Annotated in this window: 16 protein-coding genes and 1 other annotated feature; of the genes, 4 read left to right on the forward strand and 12 right to left on the reverse strand. The window is 56.8% G+C overall.

All coding sequences use genetic code 11. The features are described 5' to 3' along the window. Window positions 1–16: 16 nt before the first annotated feature. A complete protein-coding gene (locus B5M42_RS03650; protein WP_134756295.1) occupies window positions 17–886 on the reverse strand; it encodes a hypothetical protein in 870 nt (289 codons plus the stop codon). Between the two features lie 162 nt (window positions 887–1,048). Beyond that, entirely contained in the window at window positions 1,049–3,043 is a 1,995-nt protein-coding gene (locus B5M42_RS03655; RefSeq protein ID WP_134756297.1) for a sensor domain-containing diguanylate cyclase, read from the reverse strand. Between the two features lie 349 nt (window positions 3,044–3,392). Between B5M42_RS03655 and rpsD the strand changes: the two genes are divergently transcribed. After that, complete coding sequence (gene rpsD / locus B5M42_RS03660) at window positions 3,393–3,992, forward strand: 30S ribosomal protein S4 (protein WP_134756319.1); 600 nt, start codon at window positions 3,393–3,395, stop codon at window positions 3,990–3,992. A gap of 156 nt (window positions 3,993–4,148) precedes the next feature. Here the strand turns inward: rpsD and tyrS are convergent, their stop codons facing one another. Then, the gene (gene tyrS, locus B5M42_RS03665) at window positions 4,149–5,408 is read right to left on the reverse strand and encodes a tyrosine--tRNA ligase (RefSeq protein WP_134756299.1); all 1,260 of its coding nucleotides are present in this window, start codon (window positions 5,406–5,408) and stop codon (window positions 4,149–4,151) included. A 44-nt stretch (window positions 5,409–5,452) separates the two neighbouring features. Then, window positions 5,453–5,706 (reverse strand) — a binding site (T-box leader). Between the two features lie 127 nt (window positions 5,707–5,833). Here tyrS and B5M42_RS03670 point away from each other — a divergent pair. Next, window positions 5,834–8,971: a transglycosylase domain-containing protein gene (locus tag B5M42_RS03670; RefSeq protein ID WP_134756300.1), complete on the forward strand. Its 3,138-nt coding sequence runs from the start codon at window positions 5,834–5,836 to the stop codon at window positions 8,969–8,971. Window positions 8,972–9,389: 418 nt separating this feature from the next. On the opposite strand, the gene acsA is transcribed toward B5M42_RS03670, so the two are convergent. Then, window positions 9,390–11,114: an acetate--CoA ligase gene (gene acsA / locus B5M42_RS03675; protein ID WP_134756301.1), complete on the reverse strand. Its 1,725-nt coding sequence runs from the start codon at window positions 11,112–11,114 to the stop codon at window positions 9,390–9,392. Between the two features lie 150 nt (window positions 11,115–11,264). Between acsA and B5M42_RS03680 the strand changes: the two genes are divergently transcribed. Both B5M42_RS03680 and B5M42_RS03685 read left to right on the forward strand, forming a co-directional pair. Further along, window positions 11,265–11,903: a GNAT family N-acetyltransferase gene (locus B5M42_RS03680; protein WP_134756302.1), complete on the forward strand. Its 639-nt coding sequence runs from the start codon at window positions 11,265–11,267 to the stop codon at window positions 11,901–11,903. Window positions 11,904–12,171: 268 nt separating this feature from the next. Then, the gene (locus tag B5M42_RS03685) at window positions 12,172–13,359 is read left to right on the forward strand and encodes an acetoin utilization protein AcuC (RefSeq protein WP_230632606.1); all 1,188 of its coding nucleotides are present in this window, start codon (window positions 12,172–12,174) and stop codon (window positions 13,357–13,359) included. Between the two features lie 81 nt (window positions 13,360–13,440). Here B5M42_RS03685 and B5M42_RS03690 read toward each other — a convergent pair whose 3' ends face one another. From B5M42_RS03690 to B5M42_RS03725, 8 genes are all read right to left on the reverse strand, one after another. Beyond that, on the reverse strand, window positions 13,441–14,145 hold the full coding sequence (locus B5M42_RS03690) for a 5'-methylthioadenosine/adenosylhomocysteine nucleosidase (RefSeq protein ID WP_134756303.1): 705 nt from the start codon (window positions 14,143–14,145) through the stop codon (window positions 13,441–13,443). 39 nt (window positions 14,146–14,184) lie between these two features. After that, the gene (gene ccpA / locus B5M42_RS03695) at window positions 14,185–15,189 is read right to left on the reverse strand and encodes a catabolite control protein A (RefSeq protein WP_230632608.1); all 1,005 of its coding nucleotides are present in this window, start codon (window positions 15,187–15,189) and stop codon (window positions 14,185–14,187) included. A gap of 192 nt (window positions 15,190–15,381) precedes the next feature. Next, entirely contained in the window at window positions 15,382–15,789 is a 408-nt protein-coding gene (locus tag B5M42_RS03700) for a hypothetical protein (RefSeq protein WP_134756305.1), read from the reverse strand. 113 nt (window positions 15,790–15,902) lie between these two features. After that, the gene (locus tag B5M42_RS03705) at window positions 15,903–16,433 is read right to left on the reverse strand and encodes a type 1 glutamine amidotransferase domain-containing protein (protein WP_134756306.1); all 531 of its coding nucleotides are present in this window, start codon (window positions 16,431–16,433) and stop codon (window positions 15,903–15,905) included. Continuing rightward, window positions 16,417–18,177, reverse strand: coding sequence for a phosphoenolpyruvate--protein phosphotransferase (ptsP, locus tag B5M42_RS03710; protein WP_134756307.1), 1,761 nt, complete (start codon window positions 18,175–18,177; stop codon window positions 16,417–16,419). Before ptsP ends, B5M42_RS03705 begins: the two co-directional genes overlap by 17 nt. Next, window positions 18,174–20,063, reverse strand: coding sequence for a glucose PTS transporter subunit IIA (locus B5M42_RS03715; RefSeq protein WP_134756308.1), 1,890 nt, complete (start codon window positions 20,061–20,063; stop codon window positions 18,174–18,176). The genes ptsP and B5M42_RS03715 overlap by 4 nt, the downstream gene beginning before the upstream one ends. A gap of 139 nt (window positions 20,064–20,202) precedes the next feature. Further along, a complete protein-coding gene (locus tag B5M42_RS03720) occupies window positions 20,203–20,856 on the reverse strand; it encodes a hypothetical protein (RefSeq protein WP_209280776.1) in 654 nt (217 codons plus the stop codon). A gap of 178 nt (window positions 20,857–21,034) precedes the next feature. Further along, a complete protein-coding gene (locus B5M42_RS03725) occupies window positions 21,035–21,457 on the reverse strand; it encodes a CoA-binding protein (RefSeq protein WP_134756309.1) in 423 nt (140 codons plus the stop codon). Window positions 21,458–21,468: the final 11 nt, after the last annotated feature.

The raw sequence follows: 21,468 nt of genomic DNA on the forward strand, positions 1-21,468 counted from the left end.
TCACGGGTTGGTCTATTCAGGAAGTGCTGCCTGTTGCGGCTGTGTCCGCTGCGTTGTCCGCTCGCCGGAACTGATAGGCCGCCACGCTCGTCTCCCGATGCTCGGCACCGCTCAGCCGATAGCTGATCGCCGTTGTGACCTCCAGCCGGCCGGGCAAGCCGCCGCCGGGACTAATCCACAAGCGATAGGTCGCCTTGGCGTCGAGCGCAGCGAGCATCTCCTCGAGCTGCGCGGCCGAGCGCTGGGCCAGAGCCGCCAGCGCGACCGCTTCCGCCGGGCCGGCCGCGGCTTGACGGCGGCCAAGCGCGGCGGCCAGCGCCTGCCCCTGCTCGCGGTATTGCAGCGCCAGCCGGCGGCGTAGCTCCTCCGGAGCCGCCTCCGCCTCCAGCACGCGCTGCCCGCCCTTCGCGAGCTCGGGGCTCCAGCGCACGGCGGCGGGCGGCTGCGCCGTCAGCGCCTCCAGCTGGCGCAGCGGATCGCGCAGCGCCAGCGCAGCGGCTTCCGGCGGCGGCGGCGACGCGTCCCCGACGCCGCCGGAAGCCGCCCCCGCGCCGCCCGTTTCCGCACGGGCGGCGGAGGGGTCCACGGCCGCGGCAACGCCGACGCGGCCGCTGCTTGCGGCCGTCGCTTGCGACGACGGCCGGAGCGTCACCGCCGCGCCTGCGCGCGCGGCGCCGGCAAAGGCGAACGGCGGCAGCGACAGGCCGCCGTCCGCCTGCACTTCGACGCTGCCCTGGAACGCGAGGCTTGGCTCCTGAGCCAAAGCCGTCAGCGCTGCTTGCAGCGTCTCCTGCTCCCGGCCAACGCCTGCGCAGCCGGCCGGGCCTATTGCCGCCAGCGCGCACAGCGCGGCCAGCGTCCATTTCGATCGTCGGTTCAGTGTCATCCCCGCCCTTCTCCAGCTTCGGTCTTGCTCCCAGTGTGTCCCCCCGCTCCGGCAAATATGTACGGCCGCGCCGCCAGAAGCCGACTTGCACTTGCCGCACAGCATTGCCGTCGTCAGCGCATAGCAAAAACGCCTGCCCACAGGCAAGCGTTCTCGCTCGGACTACCCGACCTTGATCTGGTTGCGTCCGCTATTTTTGGCTTCGTAAAGCGCCATATCCGCTTTGTAAAACAGCGATTCGACGCTGATTTTATCCTCTTCCCAGTTCCAGTCCGACACGCCGCAGGACACGGTTACCTGCGGGTTCGTCTCCTGCATCACCCGCAGCCGGATACGCTCGGCGATCCGCACCGTTTGCTCCTTGGCCACCTGCGGCAAATACACGGCCAGCTCCTCGCCGCCCCAGCGCGCCGCAATATCGGTATCGCGAATGCTCGACTTGATGATGCCGCTGACCTGAATCAAAATTTTGTCGCCGACCTGATGGCCGTACGTATCGTTGACGCGCTTGAAATAGTCGATATCGACCACGATCAGCGAGCCGCAGAAGTCTTTCTTTTGCATCAGATTCGCCTGCTCGTCGAGATAATGGCGCACATAAAGCCCGGTCAGGTTATCGGTAATGACCATCCGCCGAACCTCCGCATGCAGCGAAGCGTTCGTCATCGCCAGCCCGATATGGCCGGACAACACCTGCAGCAGCTTGTAGTTCTCGTAGGAGAAAAAGTTCGGCTTGCTGTGCACGACGAGAATGACGCCTTCCACCTCGCCGTTGACGAGAATCGGGGAGCCGATCAGGGAACGCGACTGCGTAACCTCCATCAGCTTCGATTTGATCTTCGTATTCATCGAATAATCGGAAATAATGACCGGTTCCTTGGTGGCGTATACAACACCGGAAAATCCTTCATCCAGCGTAAAATTCTCCTGAAACATGCTCGGCAAATTGCTCGCCTGCACGATCAGCTTTTCCCGCTGCTTGTCGGTTTGCAAAATACAACTGAAGTCCGCTCCAAAAATATTCAGCAGCTCGCTCGACGCAAACTCAAAAATTTCGTTCAGCCGCAAGCTTTGATTCAGACGTTTCGTAATTTCATTGATCAAGCGCAGCTCGTTGATCAGGAAATTGGACTGCTCATACAGCTTTGCATTCTCAAAGGCCGAACCGGCCGTATCCGCCAGCACCGAAATGAACTGCAGGTCGGAAGAGGACATCGGCGTCTGCTCCGCGTGCAGATGAAGCACGCCGTATACGCCCTGCTTGCCCGACAGCGGCACCGCAATATTGCCCGTGCTCGTGCCGTCTCCGTCCGACGTGGACTCGAACACGAGCTGACCTTCCATGAAAGCCCGCGTGCAAATATCGTCCTCCAGCGCCAAAAAGTTCAGCGGCTTCACCGGCAGGCTCGTGCTGTGACTGTCCTGCGAGAGCAGCAGATCGACCTGGATGGCCGGGTAGACGTTGTGCAAGTTGTCCAGCACCTCGGTCAGCACCGCATCAACGTCGATCTTGGCATGCAGCTTCTTCGACGCCTCGAACAGCACGTCGCGCTTGAGCGCTTCCCGCTCATGCAGCTGGTTTTGCAGCGTCAGCTGCTCGGCACGCCGGCGCTCCGCGACAAGCGGCAAGCAGCTTTGCCAGAGCAAAGCCGCTGTGTAAAGCGCTTGCGTAAGCGAATCAAAAGCGGCTGGCGCACAGCAAACAAGACCGAGCGCGCCGACAACGTCGCCCTGAGCGTTCTTCACCGGAACGGCCACGGAAGAAGCGCCTGCCCCGGCCAAAGCCGGCTCGCCGGACGCCTGCGCAAGCGTCCCCGCGGCGAGACAGCGCTCCAGCGGATTGGCCCCTGCGGAAGCGGCGCTCCATGACGCAGACGGCGCCAGCAGCGCCTTCAGCTTGGCGGCAGCCTCGTCGTCCGCGCAGGCTCCCAAGACCTTCCCTTCCCGGTCCGTCAGCACAAAAGCTGTCTTGGGCGGAAGCATCGCAGCGCCGAATTGCTTCGTCCAGAGCGCAAAAGCTTCAGGCAACATCCATCTATTCGAATCATGCAGAACAACCTCGGCCGGCACAACAAGACCTTGTCGAAGATAAGCTTCGAAATGCTTGCCCTGCGCCTTGCTATCCTGAAGATCGGAACCTCGAAGATGATCGCTCATGGGGCTTCTCCTTTAACGACAGACTAAATTCCCGTTACCTACAACATATACACTGTTTATCATACTATTTTTCTGTGAGTATTGCACTAGTTTTTCACAGGAAAACGAAACAACGTCGCTTGACAGAAGGAAATCTTTTTAATAAAATTAATAGTCGAGTACTACCATGATTCGGTGAATGTCCTTTGTGATCACCCTCACTGATTTTGCTGCTGGCAGGACTGCGGCTGAACTTTTCTCGCCAGGGAATCCGTTGATGATTCGCAAGCAAAATCGGGCACATAACTTCACCCCGCATCCTAGAGCTCCACTAACTACTATATGTGAAAAAGAAGGAGTTTTTCCTAACATGGCACGCTATACAGGTCCTAAATTTAAATTGAGCCGTCGTCTGGGCATTTCCCTGAGCGGCAGCGGCAAAGAATTGAAACGTCCTTTCCCTCCAGGCCAGCACGGCCCGAACCAACGCAAAAAGCTGAGCGGCTACGGCGTACAGCTTCAAGAAAAACAAAAGCTGCGTCACATGTACGGCTTGAACGAAAAGCAATTCCGCAATCTGTTTGACAAAGCGTCCAAACAGCAAGGTATTGCCGGCGAGAACTTCATGTTCCTGCTGGAAAGCCGTCTGGACAACCTGATCTACCGTCTGGGTCTGTCCAACTCCCGTGCAGGCGCGCGTCAACTCGTCGCTCACGGTCACGTAACTGTTAACGGCAAAAAAGTGGACATTCCTTCCTACCTTGTATCGACAGGCGACGTTCTTGGTCTTCGCGAAAGAAGCCGCAACCTGTCCGCGGTAAAAGAAGCACTGGCTAACCGCAACTACCTGCCTGCTTACCTCGAATTCAGCGAGCAAGCTATGGAAGGTAAATATGTTCGTCTGCCAGAGCGCGGCGAGCTGGCTCAAGAAATCGACGAAAAACAAATCGTCGAGTTTTACAGCCGTTAATCGATTTTTGCAGCGATCAAAGCTGCTTCCGCTATTGGGCGGGAGCGGCTTTTTTTCATGCCCGTGCCCCTTTCGCAAAAAGCTGGCCGCATGCAAAAAGCGCAGCCTCTCCGCCTGAGAGAAACTGCGCCTTTTTTCATTAACATATTTGACCGACTACGCGAAGCGGACGAGGTAGTAATTTTTTTTACCGCGGCGAATGATCAGGTACGAGCCGCCAAGCGTGCCGAGCTCATTGGCTTTCGCTTCGAGCTGGGTCGTGCGGACGCCGTTGACGGAAACCGCGCCGCTTTCAATGTCGGTTCTCGCCTGGCGCTTGGAAGGCGCGGCCTTGACCGCCACCAGCAGATCGATCAGCGGCAGATCGGCTTGCTCCAGCACCGTCGACGGCGCATCCTTGAACGCTTCTTCGATTTCCTGCTGCGTCAGCTCGGCAATGTTGCCGCTAAACAGCGCCTGCGTAATGTTGAGCGCGCTCTGCAGCGCAGCTTCGCCGTGCACCAGTCGCGTAACCTCGCGGGCCAGCAGCTTTTGCGCCTCGCGTTTTTCCGGCTGCTCCTTCACTTCCAGCTCCAGACGTTCGATTTCCTCGCGGCTGACGAAGGTGAAGTATTTCAGGAAGCGGATGACGTCATTGTCGTCGGTGTTGACCCAGAACTGGTAGAATTGGTACGGCGAGGTTTTGGCTGCGTCGAGCCAGATCGCCCCGCCTTCGGTTTTGCCGAACTTCTGGCCGTCGCTTTTGGTAACGAGCGGCAGCGTCATGCCGTAAGCGCGGTTGTCTGTCGTTTTGCCGATCAGCTCCAGCCCGGCCGTAATGTTGCCCCACTGGTCGCTCCCGCCGATTTGCAGCGAGCAGTTTTTCGTCTGATTCAGCTTGAGGAAATCATACGATTGCAAAATCATGTAGCTGAACTCGGTGAACGAGATGCCCTTCGAAATGCGCGAATCGACCGAATCCTTGGCCAGCATGTAGTTCACCGTGAAATTTTTACCGATATCGCGCAAAAACTCGATCACGTTCAGCGGTCCGAGCCAATCGTAGTTGTTGACCAGCTCCGCCGGATTCTCCACAATTTCGCTAAAATCAAGGAAGCGCGAAAGTTGCGACTTAATGCTTTGCGACCATGTATCGACGACGTCGGCCGAATTGAGCGTGCGCTCGGATGCTTTGCCGCTCGGATCGCCAATCAGACCCGTACCGCCGCCAACCAGCGCCAGCGGAAGGTGTCCGGCCTGCTGGAACCGGCGCAGCGTCAGAATCGGCAGCAGGCTGCCGATATGCAGGCTGTCCGCTGTAGGGTCAAAGCCGCAGTACAGCACGACGCGCTCGGAAGCCAGCTTTTTCTCCAGCCCTTCCCTGTCTGTAATTTGATGAAGCAAACCACGAAATTCCAAATCCTCCAAAATGTTCATGCCAACACGTCCTTTCTGAAAATAAAAAAAAGCCTTCTCTTCCACAAAGGGACGAGAAGACTTGGCTCGCGGTACCACCCTCATTAAAACGGCCGCATCCGAAACACGCAGACGCCGCTTTCACTTCATTTCCGATAACGGCGGACTCCCCGGCGCAGGCTACTGGCAGACTGGCTGCATGTTCCCCTGCACGGCTCCGGAACGTAATTCACCTGAATGCACGTACCGGTTCGCACCCTCCACCGGCTCTCTGTGAGCGTCTGCAAGCAAGCTACTGCTGATCCTTCAAAGCGTTTATTGTTCCTTTTATATCATACCGTCTGCGGCTTGTCAAACCTTTCCCGTCGGTTGGTGTCGACAGATTACCGGATGCAGTCTAATTATGGTATAATACAAGGGTTCATGTAAGGAGGCTAATCGAACTTATGCGCAAATTTTTTGCCAAATGGAACAAGCCCTGGGTGCGCACCACGCTGAAGATCAGCTGGTTCACGCTCAAATGGACGGTCATTTCCATATTTCTGGCCGGACTTCTCGGCGGCTCGGCCGCTTTCGGCTACGTCAGCGCGCTGGTCAAAAACGATCCGGTCCGCAGCGAAGCCCAGATTCGCGAGCAAATTCAGCAAAATGCAGTGACCGGCTTCGCCTATTTCAACGACGATTCCGTGATCGGCCAGCTGCGAACCGAAGAGGACCGCAGGCTTGTCGCTCTCGCCGACATTCCGCAGGTCGTGCTGGACGCCGTGCTGTCGATTGAGGACAAGGATTTCTACAACCATCGCGGCGTGGATGTGCGCGGCTTATACCGGGCCGTCACGCAGAAGCTTTTAAATGAAGACGTACAAACCGGAGGCAGCACGATTACGCAGCAGCTGGCGCGCCGGGTATTCCTGACGCTGGATCGCGACGACGGCCGCAAGGCAAGAGAAATCCTGCTTGCGCTGCGCATGGAGCGGCTGATGTCCAAGGATGAAATTTTACTCGCTTATCTGAATAAAATTCCTTACGGCAACGGCTATACCGGCTATAATTTGTACGGGATCAAGGCAGCTGCCAAGGGGCTGTTCAACATTAACGATTTGAAGGAGCTGAACATCGCGCAAGCAGCCTATCTGGCCGGCCTGCCGCAGCTGCCTTCGCAATATTCGGCGTTCACCAGCAAGCCGGAATTCGACGAGGACAACTTCAAGCGGGCGATTACGCGCCAGCAGCTGGTGCTCAAGCGCATGCTGGAGGAGGACAAAATCACGCAGCAGCAATACGCCGACGCGCTCAATTTCGATATCCGGGCATCGATGCCGGCACCATCGCAGAAGGCGTATACGACGTATCCGTACTTGATGATCGAAGCGGAGAAGCAGGCTGCGGAAATTTTGCTCAAGCAGCAAAATCCCGACATCGATCCCAAAACCAACGCAGCGGCTTACAACGAAGCGCTCAAAAACGCGCAAGCCCAACTGCTGCGCGGCGGTTACCAGGTCTACACGACCATTGACAAATCGATCTACGGCTCGATGCAGGGAATTGCAACTAATGCCAAAAATTTCCTTCCCGACGATCCCAAAAAAGGCACCGAGCAGGTCGGCGCCATCATGATCGACAGCACCGGAGCGATCCTCGGCATGATCGAAGGCCGCGACTTTTTCAAGGAGCAGCTGAATCACGCTACGCAGGCGTACCGCCAGCCGGGCTCGACGATGAAGCCGATTGCCGCTTACATTCCGGCGCTGGAGAAAGGCGCGATTCAGCCGGCCAGCGTGATTGACGACGTGCCGATTATTTTGAAGGACGGCGTCAAAGGCTTCCATATTCCCGAGAACTGGGACCACAAGTTCCACGGCCTGATCACGGCGCGAACGGCGCTGAACCTGTCGTACAACATTCCGGCCATCAAGCTGTTTCTCGATAAGGTCGGCATTGAGGAAGCGTGGAATTTTGCCCGCGAGCTCGGCATCACCTCGTTGCAGAAGGAAGACAATTATGCCCAGACCGGCGTCATCGGCGGCTTGAGCAAGGGCGTCTCCGTCAAGGAGCTGACTGCCGCTTACGCTTCGATCCCGAACAAGGGCGTTTTCAACGAATCGTTTATGATCCGCAAGATCACGGATGCAAACGGCAAGATCGTATACGAGCATGAACAACAGCCCAAGGCAGTCTTTTCGGAGCAAACCTCGTATCTCATTACTGATATGATGAAAACCGTTATCAGCCAAGGTACGGCGACCGATTTGATGAAGAAATACAAAAGCTACGGCAAAATCGAAATTTCCGGCAAAACGGGTTCGACGCAAGACGATGCCGACGCCTGGTTCATGGGCTTCACCCCGGACATTACGGTTGGGGTCTGGATCGGCTATGACCAGCCGGTCAACAAGCTGACGTCCAAAACCGGACAAACCAATCATGCCAAGGACATTTGGGCGCTGATCATGAACAGCACGATTGAAAGCAAGCCGGAGCTGTTCCCGAACAAGAAATTCGCCAAGCCGGACGGCATCGTCTCCGCCACCGTTTCCAACTTGTCGGGCAAGCTGCCCAATGAGCTGACGAGCGCTTCCGGCCACTCGGTAACCGACATCTTCAACAGAAAATATGTGCCGACACAAGAAGACGACGTCATGGTAAACATGAAGATCGTATCGTACAACGGCTTGAACTACATCGCGCAGGACGCGACGCCGGCCGATTTTGTCGAGGAGAAAACGGTCATCAAGCGCGAGAAATCGCTGAACACACTGATGAAAGAGCTGGAGGACGCGCTCAGCAAGCTGCCGGCCGCGAATCGCAAGCCGTTGGACAGCTACAAGCCGCTCGATTTCGCCAACGACGCTCCTTCCGAGACGGACCCGCGGACCGACGACGGTCTGGCACCAGCAGCGCCAACCACGGTTGTGGCTACGAAATCGGGCGACACCGCCGTCATCACGTTTCAGGCAAGTCCGAATCCGGACATTGTCGGTTACCGGATATACCGCTCGGAGAACCACGGACCGTTCCAACTGCTCGGCGGACGGGTCGTGCTGGCGGGAGCGGAAACGAAATTCACCGATCAGGTGCCTGCTTCGAGCCTGGAAGGCTACTACATTACGGCCGTTGACGTCGCCGGCAAGGAATCGCCGCCAAGCCGCGGCTCCTATACAGACGGCAGCTCCCTGGACACGTTGTTCGTACCGCCTTCCGACGGCAGTCAGGTGCCGGGCGGACCGAATGCCGGCGGCCTGACTCCCGAGCCTGGAGGAAACGGAGGCAATGGCGGCAGCAGCGCAACGCCGGGTGACGAGCCGGTCTCCAAGCAGCCTCCCTCCGCTCCTTCCGGTCTGAAAGCAAAAGCAGACGGCGCCAGTCTGGTGCTGAGCTGGAGCGCCAATCCGGCCAAGGACAAGGTGACCGGCTATCAGGTCTACTACAGCGACAAGGAAAAAGGACCGTTCCACAAGCTCGCTACCGTTCAAGGCGCAGCAGAATTCCATTACTACGCCGCTGCTTACACCGGCTATTACCGGGTTACAGCCATGAACGATATCGGTGAATCGAAGCCTTCGCCTACGCTGATTTATAAGTAAAAACAAAAAGCTCGCTTTTTCGGCAACTATGCCGGAAGCGAGCTTTTTGATTGCTTCTTCGCGCGATGAAACGGCTTGCGGTTAGACTGCCGCCGCTGCCGGGAAGGCGCTCGCTTAGGGGCACGTTGCTGGAGCGGGACGCTACGGCGTTGCGCAAGCAACGCTGCGGCTGCGGGCCGGTGACGGGCAGCAACGCTTGGATGCGTGTTCTGTCCGCACGACGCTGTCATACGTGCAAGCTACGCTGCTATCGTCTGTGGGTCGGCAACGCTGGGGCGGGCCTGAGAGACGCGGCTGCAAGCGATCCGCAGGTATAAGGCGCACCCTGGGCGCGCACGCAGCAAAGCCCGACTGGCGCAGCTTGTTTCGCCGCTTACCTGCCGGGCTTTTTTGGAACAGCGCTTTATGTCATTTTCGACTAATCCTCAATCGTCGACAAATCGCCGGTCGGGAGGTTCAGCTCCCAGGCCTTGAGCACGCGACGCATAATTTTGCCGCTGCGTGTTTTTGGCAGCTTATCCTTGAATTCGATTTCACGAGGCGAAGCGTGCGCCGACAAGCCTTCTTTGACGAACTTGGCGATATCGGCCTTCAGCTCGTCGGAAGGAGCGAAGCCTTCGCGCAGCGAGATGAACGCTTTGATGATTTCCCCGCGCATCGGATCAGGCTTGCCAATAACGCCCGCTTCGGCAACAGCCGGGTGCTCGACCAGCTTGCTTTCGACCTCGAACGGTCCTACCCGCTCGCCCGCTGTGTTGATCACGTCGTCGACGCGGCCTTGGAACCAGAAATAGCCGTCTTCATCGCGATACGCGGAGTCGCCCGAAATGTACCAGCCAGGAATGCGGAAATATTCCTCGAATTTGGCCGGATTGTTCCAGATTTTGCGCATCATGGACGGCCAAGGCGTTTTGATCGCCAGATTGCCCATGCGCAGCGGCGGCAGCTCGTTGCCGGCATCGTCGAGAATGGCCGCTTCTACGCCGGGAATCGGCCGGCCCATCGAACCGGGCTTGATCGTCATCGCCGGATAGTTACAGATCAGGTGCCCGCCTGTTTCCGTCATCCACCACGTATCGTGAATACGCTGGCCGTACACCTTCATCCCCCAGCGGACTACTTCAGGGTTCAACGGCTCACCAACGCTCAGCACATGACGCAGCGAGCTGAGATCGAACTGCTTCACCGTATCGTCGCCTGCTCCCATTAGCATGCGGAATGCCGTTGGCGCGCTGTACCACACGGTCACTTTGTATTTGGCGATCGTTTGATACCAGTCCTGCGGACTGAAGCGTCCTCCGCGAATGACGTTGGTAGCGCCGTTCAGCCAAGGAGCAAAAATGCCATAAGACGTACCCGTTACCCAGCCGGGATCGGCCGTACACCAGTAGACATCGTTTTCCTGCAAATCAAGCACAATGCGGCCGGTATAGGCATGCTGGAGCATCGCATTATGCACATGGAATACACCTTTAGGCTTGCCCGTCGAGCCCGACGTATAGTGAATGATCAAGCCGTCCTCGCGATCGACCCACTCCAGCTCAAGGTCCTCGGACGCCGTTTCCATTTCTTTATAAAAATCAACCTGGCCCTCGGCAAGCGTAATGTCTTCACCGACGAGAATCACGTGCTTCAGATGCGGCAAATCGCCAACGGGGACGCGCGGCAGCAGCGCAGGCGTCGTTACAATCGCTACCGCTTCGCTATCAGACAGACGGTCGCGGACAGCGGTTTCCATAAACGCCTCAAACAGCGGCCCGACAACCCCGCCGACCTTGATGATGCCAAGCAGCGCATAATACAGCTCCGGCGTGCGCGGCATGAAAATGAACACCCGCTCGCCTTTGCCGATGCCCAGCTTGCGCAGCACGTTGCCGAAGCGGTTCGAGCGCTCCTTCATTTTCTGAAAGCTGATCGCTTCATCACGCGAAGCGTCGCTGTAATATAAAGCAATTTTGTCTTTTCTGGAGGATTCGGCATGCCGGTCAATTGCTTCATAAGCCATGTTTACTTTTCCGGTTGTGTGCCATGAAAAGCTTTGCTCCACCTCGGTCCAGTCAAATCCGGCGCGGGTTGCTTCGTAGCTGGTCATATTCGGATTCGGAGATACCGGTTCGATCAGTTCTTCATTCGTGTGATCCATTACGTAAAGCCCTCCTCACAATTAAAAACGCTTCCAAACAACGTGATTATTATAGCACAATGACCAAATTTCGCCTATGCCCGACAGGTCTTTTCTTTATGCATCAAATTTGCTATAAGTGAAGTAGGAAGAAAAGGAGAGCTGGCGCCCATGCAGCATATCAAACGCTATCAAAAGCTTTGCCTGCACCCGTCTGCAGAACATCCCGAGCTTGTCGTGGAAGGTCCTGTAGAGCCCGCACAGCTGCGCGACCTGCGCTTGCACTCGCAGCTCGACGCCTTCCGCCGCCCCGCGGAGCAACACGAAGCTTTGGTGGAAATCGCCGGACTGCCGGAGGGCCGCATCGTGCTCGCACGCGAAGGCGATGTGATCGTCGGCTACGTGACCTTCCACTACCCGGACGACATCGAGCGCTGGTCCGAGGGCCACATGCCCGACTTGATCGAGCTGGGGGCGATTGAAGTCGCCGACGATTACCGCGGGCTCGGAGTGGCCAAACGGCTTGTGCAATTGGCTTTTGCCGACGGACAGCTGGAGAACGTCATTTGCTTTACAACGGAATATTATTGGCACTGGGATTTGGAAAAAAGCGGATTGAACGTCTGGGAATACCGGCAAATGATGGAGAAGCTGATGAAAAGCGTCGACATGATCTGGTTTGCTACCGACGATCCGGAAATTTGCTCCCATCCGGCCAACTGTCTGATGGTCCGTATCGGCAAGGATGTACCGCTATCCTCGGTCGAGCAATTTGACCGCGTGCGGTTCCGGCAGCGGTTTATGTACTGAGGCCGGATGCCACTCCGATACGCGGCGTGGTTCGCGCCGGCGGCTTCGGTTGCCGCTGCTTTCGTGCGTGGTTGCTGCGCGTGGCGCGTAGTGCGTGGCATCCCTTGCGAGGGTGACAAGCCGGTGCAGCGACCGACCGCGGACCGGCGCTCTTGCAGATCGCCTCGCACGGGTGAATCATTACGCGGACCGTGGAAAAGGGCGAAGCGCTCGAGCTTTGCTGCTTGCTGCGGCCCAAGCAAGTTTCGAAAGAAAGGAACGTCCCCTTATGACGCACGACGTCCGTATGCCCGCTTTTATTTACGACGAGCGGGAAATCGCTTACAAATTTAATGATACGCACCCGTTTAATCAGCAGCGGCTGGCGCTGACCGTCGACTTGCTGCGCAAGGCTGGCGCGCTGCCGCCAGCCGCGCTCCGGGCGCCGCGGCCGGCTACTGACGCGGAGCTGCTGCGCGTGCATACGCCGGCGTATGTCGAGGCCGTGAAGACGCTAAGCGCTTCCGCGCCGGACCCCGAGTCGGTACGGACGGCCGGACGCTTTGGGCTGGATACGGACGATACGCCGTTTTTCCCCGGGATGCACGACATCACGGCGACGGTAGTCGGCGGCTCGATTGAAGCGGCCGAGCTGGTCATGTCGGGCGTCGCGCCGCACGCGCTGCATCTGGGCGGCGGGCTGCATCACGCCATGCCTGGCAAGGGCGCCGGCTTTTGCGTTTATAACGACGCGTCGGCTGCCATCGCTCATATTCAGGCCGCATACGGCGCCAAGGTGCTGTACGTCGATACAGACGTGCATCACGGCGACGGCGTGCAATGGAGCTTTTACAGCGACCCGCGCGTCTGTACGCTGTCGATTCACGAGACGGGTAAATATTTATTCCCCGGTACGGGCGGCGTCCATGAGCGCGGCGACGGGGAAGCGTTCGGCACGTCGCTGAACGTGCCTGTTGAGCCGTACACCGAAGACGAATCGTGGCTGGAATGCTTTGGCGAGGTACTAAGCGCCGCCATCGCCCGCTTCCAGCCGGACGTCATCGTCTCCCAGCATGGCTGCGACGCCCATGCTTACGATCCGCTCGCCCACGTGCATTGCTCGATGCGCGTGTATCAGGCTATGCCGGAGCTGATCCATCAGCTGGCGCACCAATGGTGCGGCGGACGCTGGATCGCGCTCGGCGGCGGCGGGTACGACATCTGGCGAGTCGTACCGCGCGCTTGGAGCCTGCTCTGGCTCGTGATGAGCCAGCAGGCTCCCGCCCTGCAGCTGGGCGCAGAGCCCCAGCTGGAGCTGCCCCAGGCGTGGCTCGACGCCTGGCAAGGGTCGAGCCCCGTCCCGCTGCCGCGGACGTGGCTCGACGATGTGCGCGGCTGGGCACCGATGCCGCGGCGACAAGCGATTGCCGAGAAAAATCGGCAATCGAAGGAGCTGGCGCTCCTCTACCTGCGGTAGCGCCCGCCCCCAACAATAAAGCCCAAGCGCGCCGCTCCTCCGCTCGCAAGCGGAAGGCATTGGCGCCTTGGGCTTTTATACTTACAAATGCCGGATCATATCTTCGACGATCCGGTACGAATGCGTCGAGGCCTGCACCGTAAACTCGGCAAAATTCACATGCGCTGAGCCATCGGCCTTATCGGACATCGAACGAATGACCACGTAAGGCACGCCGTTCATCGCGCATACCTGTGCGACAGCCGCGCCTTCCATTTCCGTACACGTGCCCCCCAGCTCCTCGTGAAGCTGGCGGACGAGCTCGCGGCTGGCTACGAACTGGTCGCCGGACAATACGCGGCCAACCTTGACCTTGCCAGGGAACAGCTTTTCGCCCGAAGCGGCGGCCAACTCGCGCAAGCGCTCGTCAGCAGCAAACACCGACAGCTCCGCAAACGGAATGACACCGCGCGGGAAGCCCAGCGCCGTCACGTCCATATCGTGCTGCATACATTCGGCCGAGACGACCAGGTCGCCGATATTCAGCTCCGGGTCCAGCGCGCCCGCTACCCCGGTGAAAATAATCGCTTCCGCGGCAAAGCGGTCAATCAGCAGCTGCGTCGTTACTGCTGCGTTCACTTTGCCGACGCCGGATTTGCAGACCACGACGCGCTGTCCGTAAAACATCCCCGTACGGAACGTAATGCCCGCTTTTACCGTCTCCTCGACCTGCTCCATATGGGCCAGCAGCAGTTCAATCTCTTCATTCATTGCGCCAATCAGCGCAATCGTCGAATACGTTGTCATCAGCTATCCTCTTTCTTTCGCTTCAAATAGAAAGATGGCTCAGGATTGAGCCACCGAATGGCGATAAATAATTTCATGCGGCAGTGTCACCTGCGTGTAATCCATCGCTTCCTTATTCATCAGTTTGGTCAAGAGACGCATCGAAACCGCACCGATATCGTACATCGGCTGCGCAACCGTCGTCAGCGTCGGACGAACCATCGAAGCCATGCGAATGTTATCTACACTGATCACAGCGACATCCTCCGGCACCTTGAAGCCGGAATCCTGGATCGTGTGAATCGCGCCAATCGCCATTTCGTCATTCGCCGAAAAAATAGCCGTCGGCCGTGGGTCAAGCTCCAGAAAATATTTCGTCGATTCAATGCCGGACTCATAACGGTAATTCCCGATACGCACATATTCGTCGCGCACAGGGATGCCTGCCGCTTCCAACGCCTTGCGATAACCCTGATAGCGGGCAAAGCCGTTAGCCGGATCCTGCAGCGTGCCCGAAATCATCGCGATGTGACGATGCCCGCCGGCAATCAGCACATTCACCGCATCAAACGCCGCTTTCTCATGATCGATATCGACCGAAGGCATGGCTTGATGCTCGTCCTTCGTGCCGCACAGCACAACCGGAACCGACGACGTGCGGAACGCCTGAATGTGGTCTTCGGTCACAACGCCGCCCATGAACAAAAGCCCGTCTACCTGCTTCTCCAGCAGCGTATTGATGACGCGGATTTCCTTCTCTTTCTTCTTGTCGGCATTACATAAGATGATGTTGTAGTGATACATGTTGGCAATATCTTCGATACCGCGAGCGACTTCCGCAAAAATCGAGTTGGAAATATCGGGAATAACAACGCCGACCGTCGTGGTTTTCTTGCTCGCGAGACCTCTGGCCACCGCATTGGGACGGTAGCCTAGCCGTTCGATGGCTTCAAACACCTTCTTGCGGGTTTGCGGCTTCACGTTCGGATTGTTGTTAACGACCCTGGAAACGGTCGCCATCGATACGCCTGCTTCTCGGGCTACATCATAAATGGTTACGGTCACGGCTGCTCTCTCCATCTTTAAAAGTATTCTACGATCCTATCATATTAACGTTATGATACGACAAAATGTTCCATCTTGCAATCGCATTCCCTCTCTACATGCTATTGTACCCTACCTTGCTAATCGTTTTCAATACGACATCTTTTCGCGCAAACAGCCAATCTCTGAGGAGGTTGGCTGTTTGCGTCTTGCTTATGTCGTGATCGTATTTTGCGTGATTTGCGAAAGCCTTTTGCGCGTGTCTTCCATCCATGCCGCATCGCCCAGCGATTGGGCCAGCAGCAGGATGTCGAGCAGCTCGTTGATCCGCTCCTGAACAATCTGTTCCATCGAATCGTTCATATGCTCTTTCTCGGTGACCTTGAGCAGCAAATAAGCGATTTCCGACAGCTCGTGGAAATACAGCTGCTGCTTGCCGGGTTTGCTGCCGAGCTTGCCAATCAGTCCGGTCAGCTCCGGCTTGACATGCGGCACCACCTCGCTGCGGCCGCAGCCTTCGCAGGAATAAATAGGCACATTTTCGATATCGACTTTATTTTGATAGATCACGGTTCGCAGACGAAGGTTCATCGTGCGTCCGCACTTGCAATACTTTTGCATCCGATACACTCCTTCATGGCAGAAACCCTGTGCACTTTTCGGTTCTTGACTAAAGATATTCGATCTTTCGCCGCGAACTCCTGCCAATCTGGAGGATGTAGTTTTTTCCACTTTTAGCCGATAAATCCGGTTAACGCATCAACAAACGCCTTCGAAAAAGCCGGCAAATCCGGCGGTCTGCGGCCGGAGATGATGTTGCGGTCGACCACAACCTCCTGATCCACCCATACAGCCCCCGCATTCTCCAAATCATCGCGGATGCCCGGCGTCGACGTCATCGTGTAGCCGCTGACGATTTTGGCCGAAATCAGCACCCAGCCTGCATGACAGATCTGCGCAATCGGCTTTGCCGCAGCGTGAAACTCCTGTGTCAGCCGCAGCACGTCCGCATAACGGCGCAGCTTGTCGGGCGCCCAGCCGCCCGGCACGTATAGCCCGATGTAATCCTCGGAGCGCACATCGCCAAACGCATAATCGGTTGTCAGCGGCACGCCGTATTTACCGTGGTAGACGGTCGCTGCTTTCGGGCCGACGATATGTACGGTTGCTCCCGCTTCCCGCAGCCGCAGCACCGGATACCACATCTCCAAATCCTCAAATTCCTCGTCGACGAACGCGAGTACTTGCTTACCTGCCAATTCCATTCGTATTCCCTCCCGCTACTGCTTCCGCCTGTTCGATTTGATCAAGCAGGGCATTGATTTCCGCGCTAGTCTTGCATGTCAGAATATGTTCCAGCAGCGCGCGGCACTGACCGGAATCGCTTCGCAGCAGCCGATGCTTGACGTGAAGCAGCGACTGAACCGAAATACTCAGTTCTTCAATACCCAAGCCCAGCCAGATCGGCAACGCCCGGATATCGCCGGCCAGCTCGCCGCAGACGCTGACCGGAATGCCGACGCGCCTTGCTGCATCAATAATCGTCTTGAGCAGCCGGATGACGGCCGGATGGAACGGATCGTACATATGGGCAATCGTTTCGTTCATCCGGTCAACAGCGAGCACGTATTGCACCAGATCGTTGGTGCCGATGCTCAGAAAATCGACCTCGCTGGCCAGCATATCGGCAATCACCGCTGCAGCCGGCACCTCGATGGTAATCCCGACCTCAATATTGGCCTTGTAAGGCAATCCGGCAGCCGCCAGCTCGCGCTTGGCCTCTTCCAGCAGCTCATTGGCTCTGCGCACTTCGCCTACTGTCGTAATCATCGGGTACATCAGCTTGACGTTTCCGTGCACGGCAGCCCGCAAAATGGCCTTGAGCTGTGTCTTGAACAGGTCCTTGCGGTCCAAGGAAATACGGATCGCCCGGTAACCGAGAAACGGATTGTCCTCTTTGGGGAACGGCAAATAATCGAGCTTCTTGTCCCCACCGATATCCAGCGTGCGAATGATCAGCGGCTTGCCGCCAAGACGCGCCGCGGCGTGCTGATACACCGCAAATTGCTCCTCCTCGCTGGGCAGCGAATCCCGGTCCATGTACAAATATTCGGTGCGGAACAAGCCGACGCCAACTGCGCCGCTTTTGAGCACCTGATCCAATTCCTTGATCGAGTTCATGTTGGCATGCAGCTTGATAACTGTACGGTCGACGGTTGCTGAAGGCACATCGGCAATCTCCTGCAAGCTGTCGGTAAATTCCTGCCAGTTGCGCTTGCGCGCCAGATAACGCTCGATCGTGCTTTCGTCCGGATTGATGTATAAAGTGCCTTCCTGACCGTCAATGATCAGGAAATCCCCGTTCTGAATCGGACGCAGCAGCTTACCTTCCAGCCCGACGATGTACGGCGTCGACATCGCTCTGGCCATAATCGCCACGTGGGAGTGCGTACCGCCAAGCATCGTCACCAGACCCAGCAATCGGCCCGGATCCAGATGCGCCAGCTGCGACGGCGTCAGCTCCTTGGCAACCAGAATATACGGATGATCCTGCGGCGGCGGCGCCGTCTCTTCGATGTCGCCAAGCAAATGCTTGAGCAGCCGGTTGCCGACATCCTTGATATCAAGCGCCCGCTCCTTCATATATTCGTCATCGATGACGTCAAACATCCCGACAAACTTATCGATGACTTCCTTGACCGCAACCTCGGCGGCTTTGTATTGCCGTTCGATGATCTCCTGAATTTCATTCATGAAAATCGGGTCTTCCAGAATCGCCAAATGCGCATCGAAAATGTAGGCTTGATCCTGACCAACAACCTCTTTGATCTCCTGCTTGATCAGCTCCAGCTCATCCTTGGACGAACGGATGCCGTCATAAAGCCGCTCATATTCATAGGCCAGATCCGAAACCTCGACCATTTTCTCGGGGAAATCCCATTCCCAGGCCGGAACGACATACGCTTTGCCCATGGCGATTCCCGCCGATGCCCCAATCCCTCTGATCATCCGTTCGACCCTCCCGCTGTTGTGGCAGACTTTAAGACGACGGACATCACGGAAGCCTGGCCTTTTTTGACTGTTTTAAACGGTGCAAAGCTCCATGATTTGATCACGCCCGGATTGGTTATGATCATCGGTGTCGCCAGAGACGTTGCCAATTTTTTCACCTTCTGCAAATTGAACTTGACGAGCATTTGGCCGGGTTCGACCCAATCTCCTTCCTTGACGACCGCGTTAAAGCATTTGCCCGGCAGGCTGGCCGTATCGATGCCGATGTGCAGCAGCACCTCAAGCCCCTCCTCCGTTTCGATGCCCAGCGCGTGCATGGACGGATACACATGAACGATTTTGCCGGCAACCGGCGAGACAAGCTCTCCTTTGTCCGGATAAAACGCAACGCCGTTGCCGACCAGCTTGGAGGCAAAAATCTGATCGGGCACCTCTTCAATCGGCACCATCCGGCCTTGCATCGGCGAATGAAACAACACGATCTGAATATCCTTGCGCAGCAGCTTGACGATTTCTTCGCGGATCAGCTCGGAGAACGTGCCGAATACCACTTGAACGTTGCCGCCGCCCAAATGGATCACCCCCGCCGCTCCGAGGTGACGCAGTGCGGTAATATCCATCATTTTGTCGTTGACGAGCGTCAGGCGCAGCCGCGTAATGCACGCTTCGATTTTTTTGATGTTGTCCTTGCCGCCTAACGCCTGCAAAATCAGCGGAGAACGGTACGGAATGTCGCCTGCCCACTCCTCCAGCGAGGAGCCTTCCTCGCGGCCCGGCGTCGGGATGCGGAAACGGCGGATCGCCCAACGGAACATAAAATAATAAAGCAAACCGTAGACAAGGCCAAGCGGCAGCAGCAGCCAGCCGTTATGCGCCAGATGCTCATTGATCACAAAATCGATGGCCCCGGCTGAATACGAAAAGCCGTGATGAATGTTCAGCTCATACGAAATCCACATCGCTGCGCCGGACAAAACCGCATGCACAACGAACAAATACGGAGCAACAAACAGGAAAGCGAATTCAATCGGCTCGGTCACGCCGGTCAAAAAGGACGCAAGCGCTGCAGTAAGAAACGTCGCTTTAATATGCGGCTTCAAATCCTCGCGCGCCTCGTGGATGATGGCAAACGCAATCGCCGGAAGCGCAAACATCATAATCGGGTACAATCCGGCCATATAAATACCCGCCGAAGGATCGCCGGCAAAAAAGCGGGGCAAATCCCCGTATACCCGATCGCCTGCGTCGGTTTGATAGGAGCCGAGCTGGAACCAGAAAAAATTGTTCAGAATATGATGCAGCCCCGACGGAACGAGCAGCCGGTGCACGATGCCGTACAAAAACGCGCCAAAGCCGCCCATGCCAAGCAGCCAGTTGGAAAGCTTGTTCATGCCCGTCTCCAAATACGGGCCGACGGCAATCATTACATAGGAAAGCAAAAACGTCGCCAGCCCCATACAGATCGGCACAATACGCGGTCCGCCGAAAAACTGGATGTACTCCGGCAGCTTCAAATTTTTGAAACGGTGATAAATAATCGCTGCCAGCAGTCCGATCAGAATGCCGCCGGAAACGCCAAGCTGAAAATTCATGCCCAGCTCCTGCTCGACAAGCCGCGTAAACATGAAATAACCGAGCAGCGCCGACAGTCCTGCTGTTCCTGCGCTTTCGGTCAGCCCCAAAGCAACTCCGACTGCAAAAATAAGCGGAATATAATGAAAGATCGTTTGTCCGGCAAGCAGCAGCATCTCGCCGAATTTGGGGGCATGCATCGCCTCCCAGGGCAAGTCGCCCAAGCGAAGCAGCACGGCCGCCACCGGAAGCACAATGGTCGGCAGCATCAAGGAGCGTCCGAGCTGCTGTAAATTTCCCATCCAGTTCAAATCGAATGCGCCCCCCTCTCTATTCAAATCCTAAAGCTTGTCGACGTTTTTGTCAAAACAAAATAAGCAGGCCCGGATGGGCCTGCCGTGTGGCTGTTCCGCAATTTGCAGCCGATGGCCAGCAAGCGCCGGCAGCGGATTAGTATGCGGAGTTATAGCCGAATTGTTGACCTACATTGTTGATGCCTGTGCTGTAGGAAGGCACGCTTTGCGTGTTGTAGCCGGCTTGGAAGCCGCCGATTTGCTGTTGAGCCGGCGTCATCGAGTCGGAACGCAGGTAGTTGTCATGGCCGAGCTGATTGCCGCGGTAGTTCGCTGTGTGATAAGCGTCCGGGGAAATGGCTTGACCGTATTGCTGGTTGGCCGTTACCGATTTACCGGCAAATTGATTCATGCCGAATTGTTGTTGCTGTTGTTGCTGCTGGTTGCGGAAGCCAAACTGCGACTGGTTGATGCCGAATTGGCTTGCCGTGTTGTTGATGCCTGTGTTCATGCCGTAAGTGGAGAAGCCGGTTTGGAAGCCGCCCACTTGTTGCTGCGCCGGCGTCATCGAGTCGGAACGCAGGTAGTTGTCATGGCCCAGTTGGTTGCCACGGTAGTTCGCTGTGTGGTAAGCATCCGGGGAAATGGCTTGTCCATACGGCTGATTAGCAGTTACCGCGCTTTGGCCGTAGAAGGATTGCACATAACCTACCGGCTGGTATGGTTTTTGAAAACCTTGGTACTGGGAAACGCCTTGGGAAGCTGTACCGTAGGAAGAAGAACCGAAGTTGTTGCTGAAGTTGTTGTACATGCTTGTAAATCCTCCTTTAATATCATCGGTATGGGAGCCCGCTTAGGGGCCTTTTCTATTCTCTGTCGCAGCGCCCGATTTTATGAATCGCGGTTTTTGGGTATTTTTCCCTCATCTTCAAAAACGCCTGCAATCAAAAAACCGCAGGCGATTTCACCTGCGGTTTCCCGTTCACTGCTTAGGCCCTCGGACGCAAGACAGCGTCCTCCACTTTGATGCAACGATCCATAATAACGTCAAGTCCCGCTTCCGCGGCGATGCGTCCGGCCTCTTCATTCACAATACCAAGCTGCAGCCAAAAAACCTTGGCTCCGATGCGCACGGCTTCTTCGGCAATCGGTACCACCTGCTCCGCACGACGGAAAACGTTAACGATATCGACCGGCTCCGGCACGTCCGTCAGCGACGGATAACACGTTTCACCCAGAATTCGCTCTGCGTTCGGATTAACCGGGATGATCCGATAACCGCGCTGCTGCAGCGCTTCAGCAACCATGTAGGACGTTCGATCCGGATTATCGGACAAGCCGACAACGGCGATATTGCCTGCTCCGGCCAAAATGTCCTTGATGCGATCCCGCCCGGGATTTTCAAATGCCATTTGCTCCGCCT

It is taken from the genome of Paenibacillus athensensis (assembly GCF_004514475.2).
Lineage (GTDB): Bacteria > Bacillota > Bacilli > Paenibacillales > NBRC-103111 > Paenibacillus_AL > Paenibacillus_AL athensensis.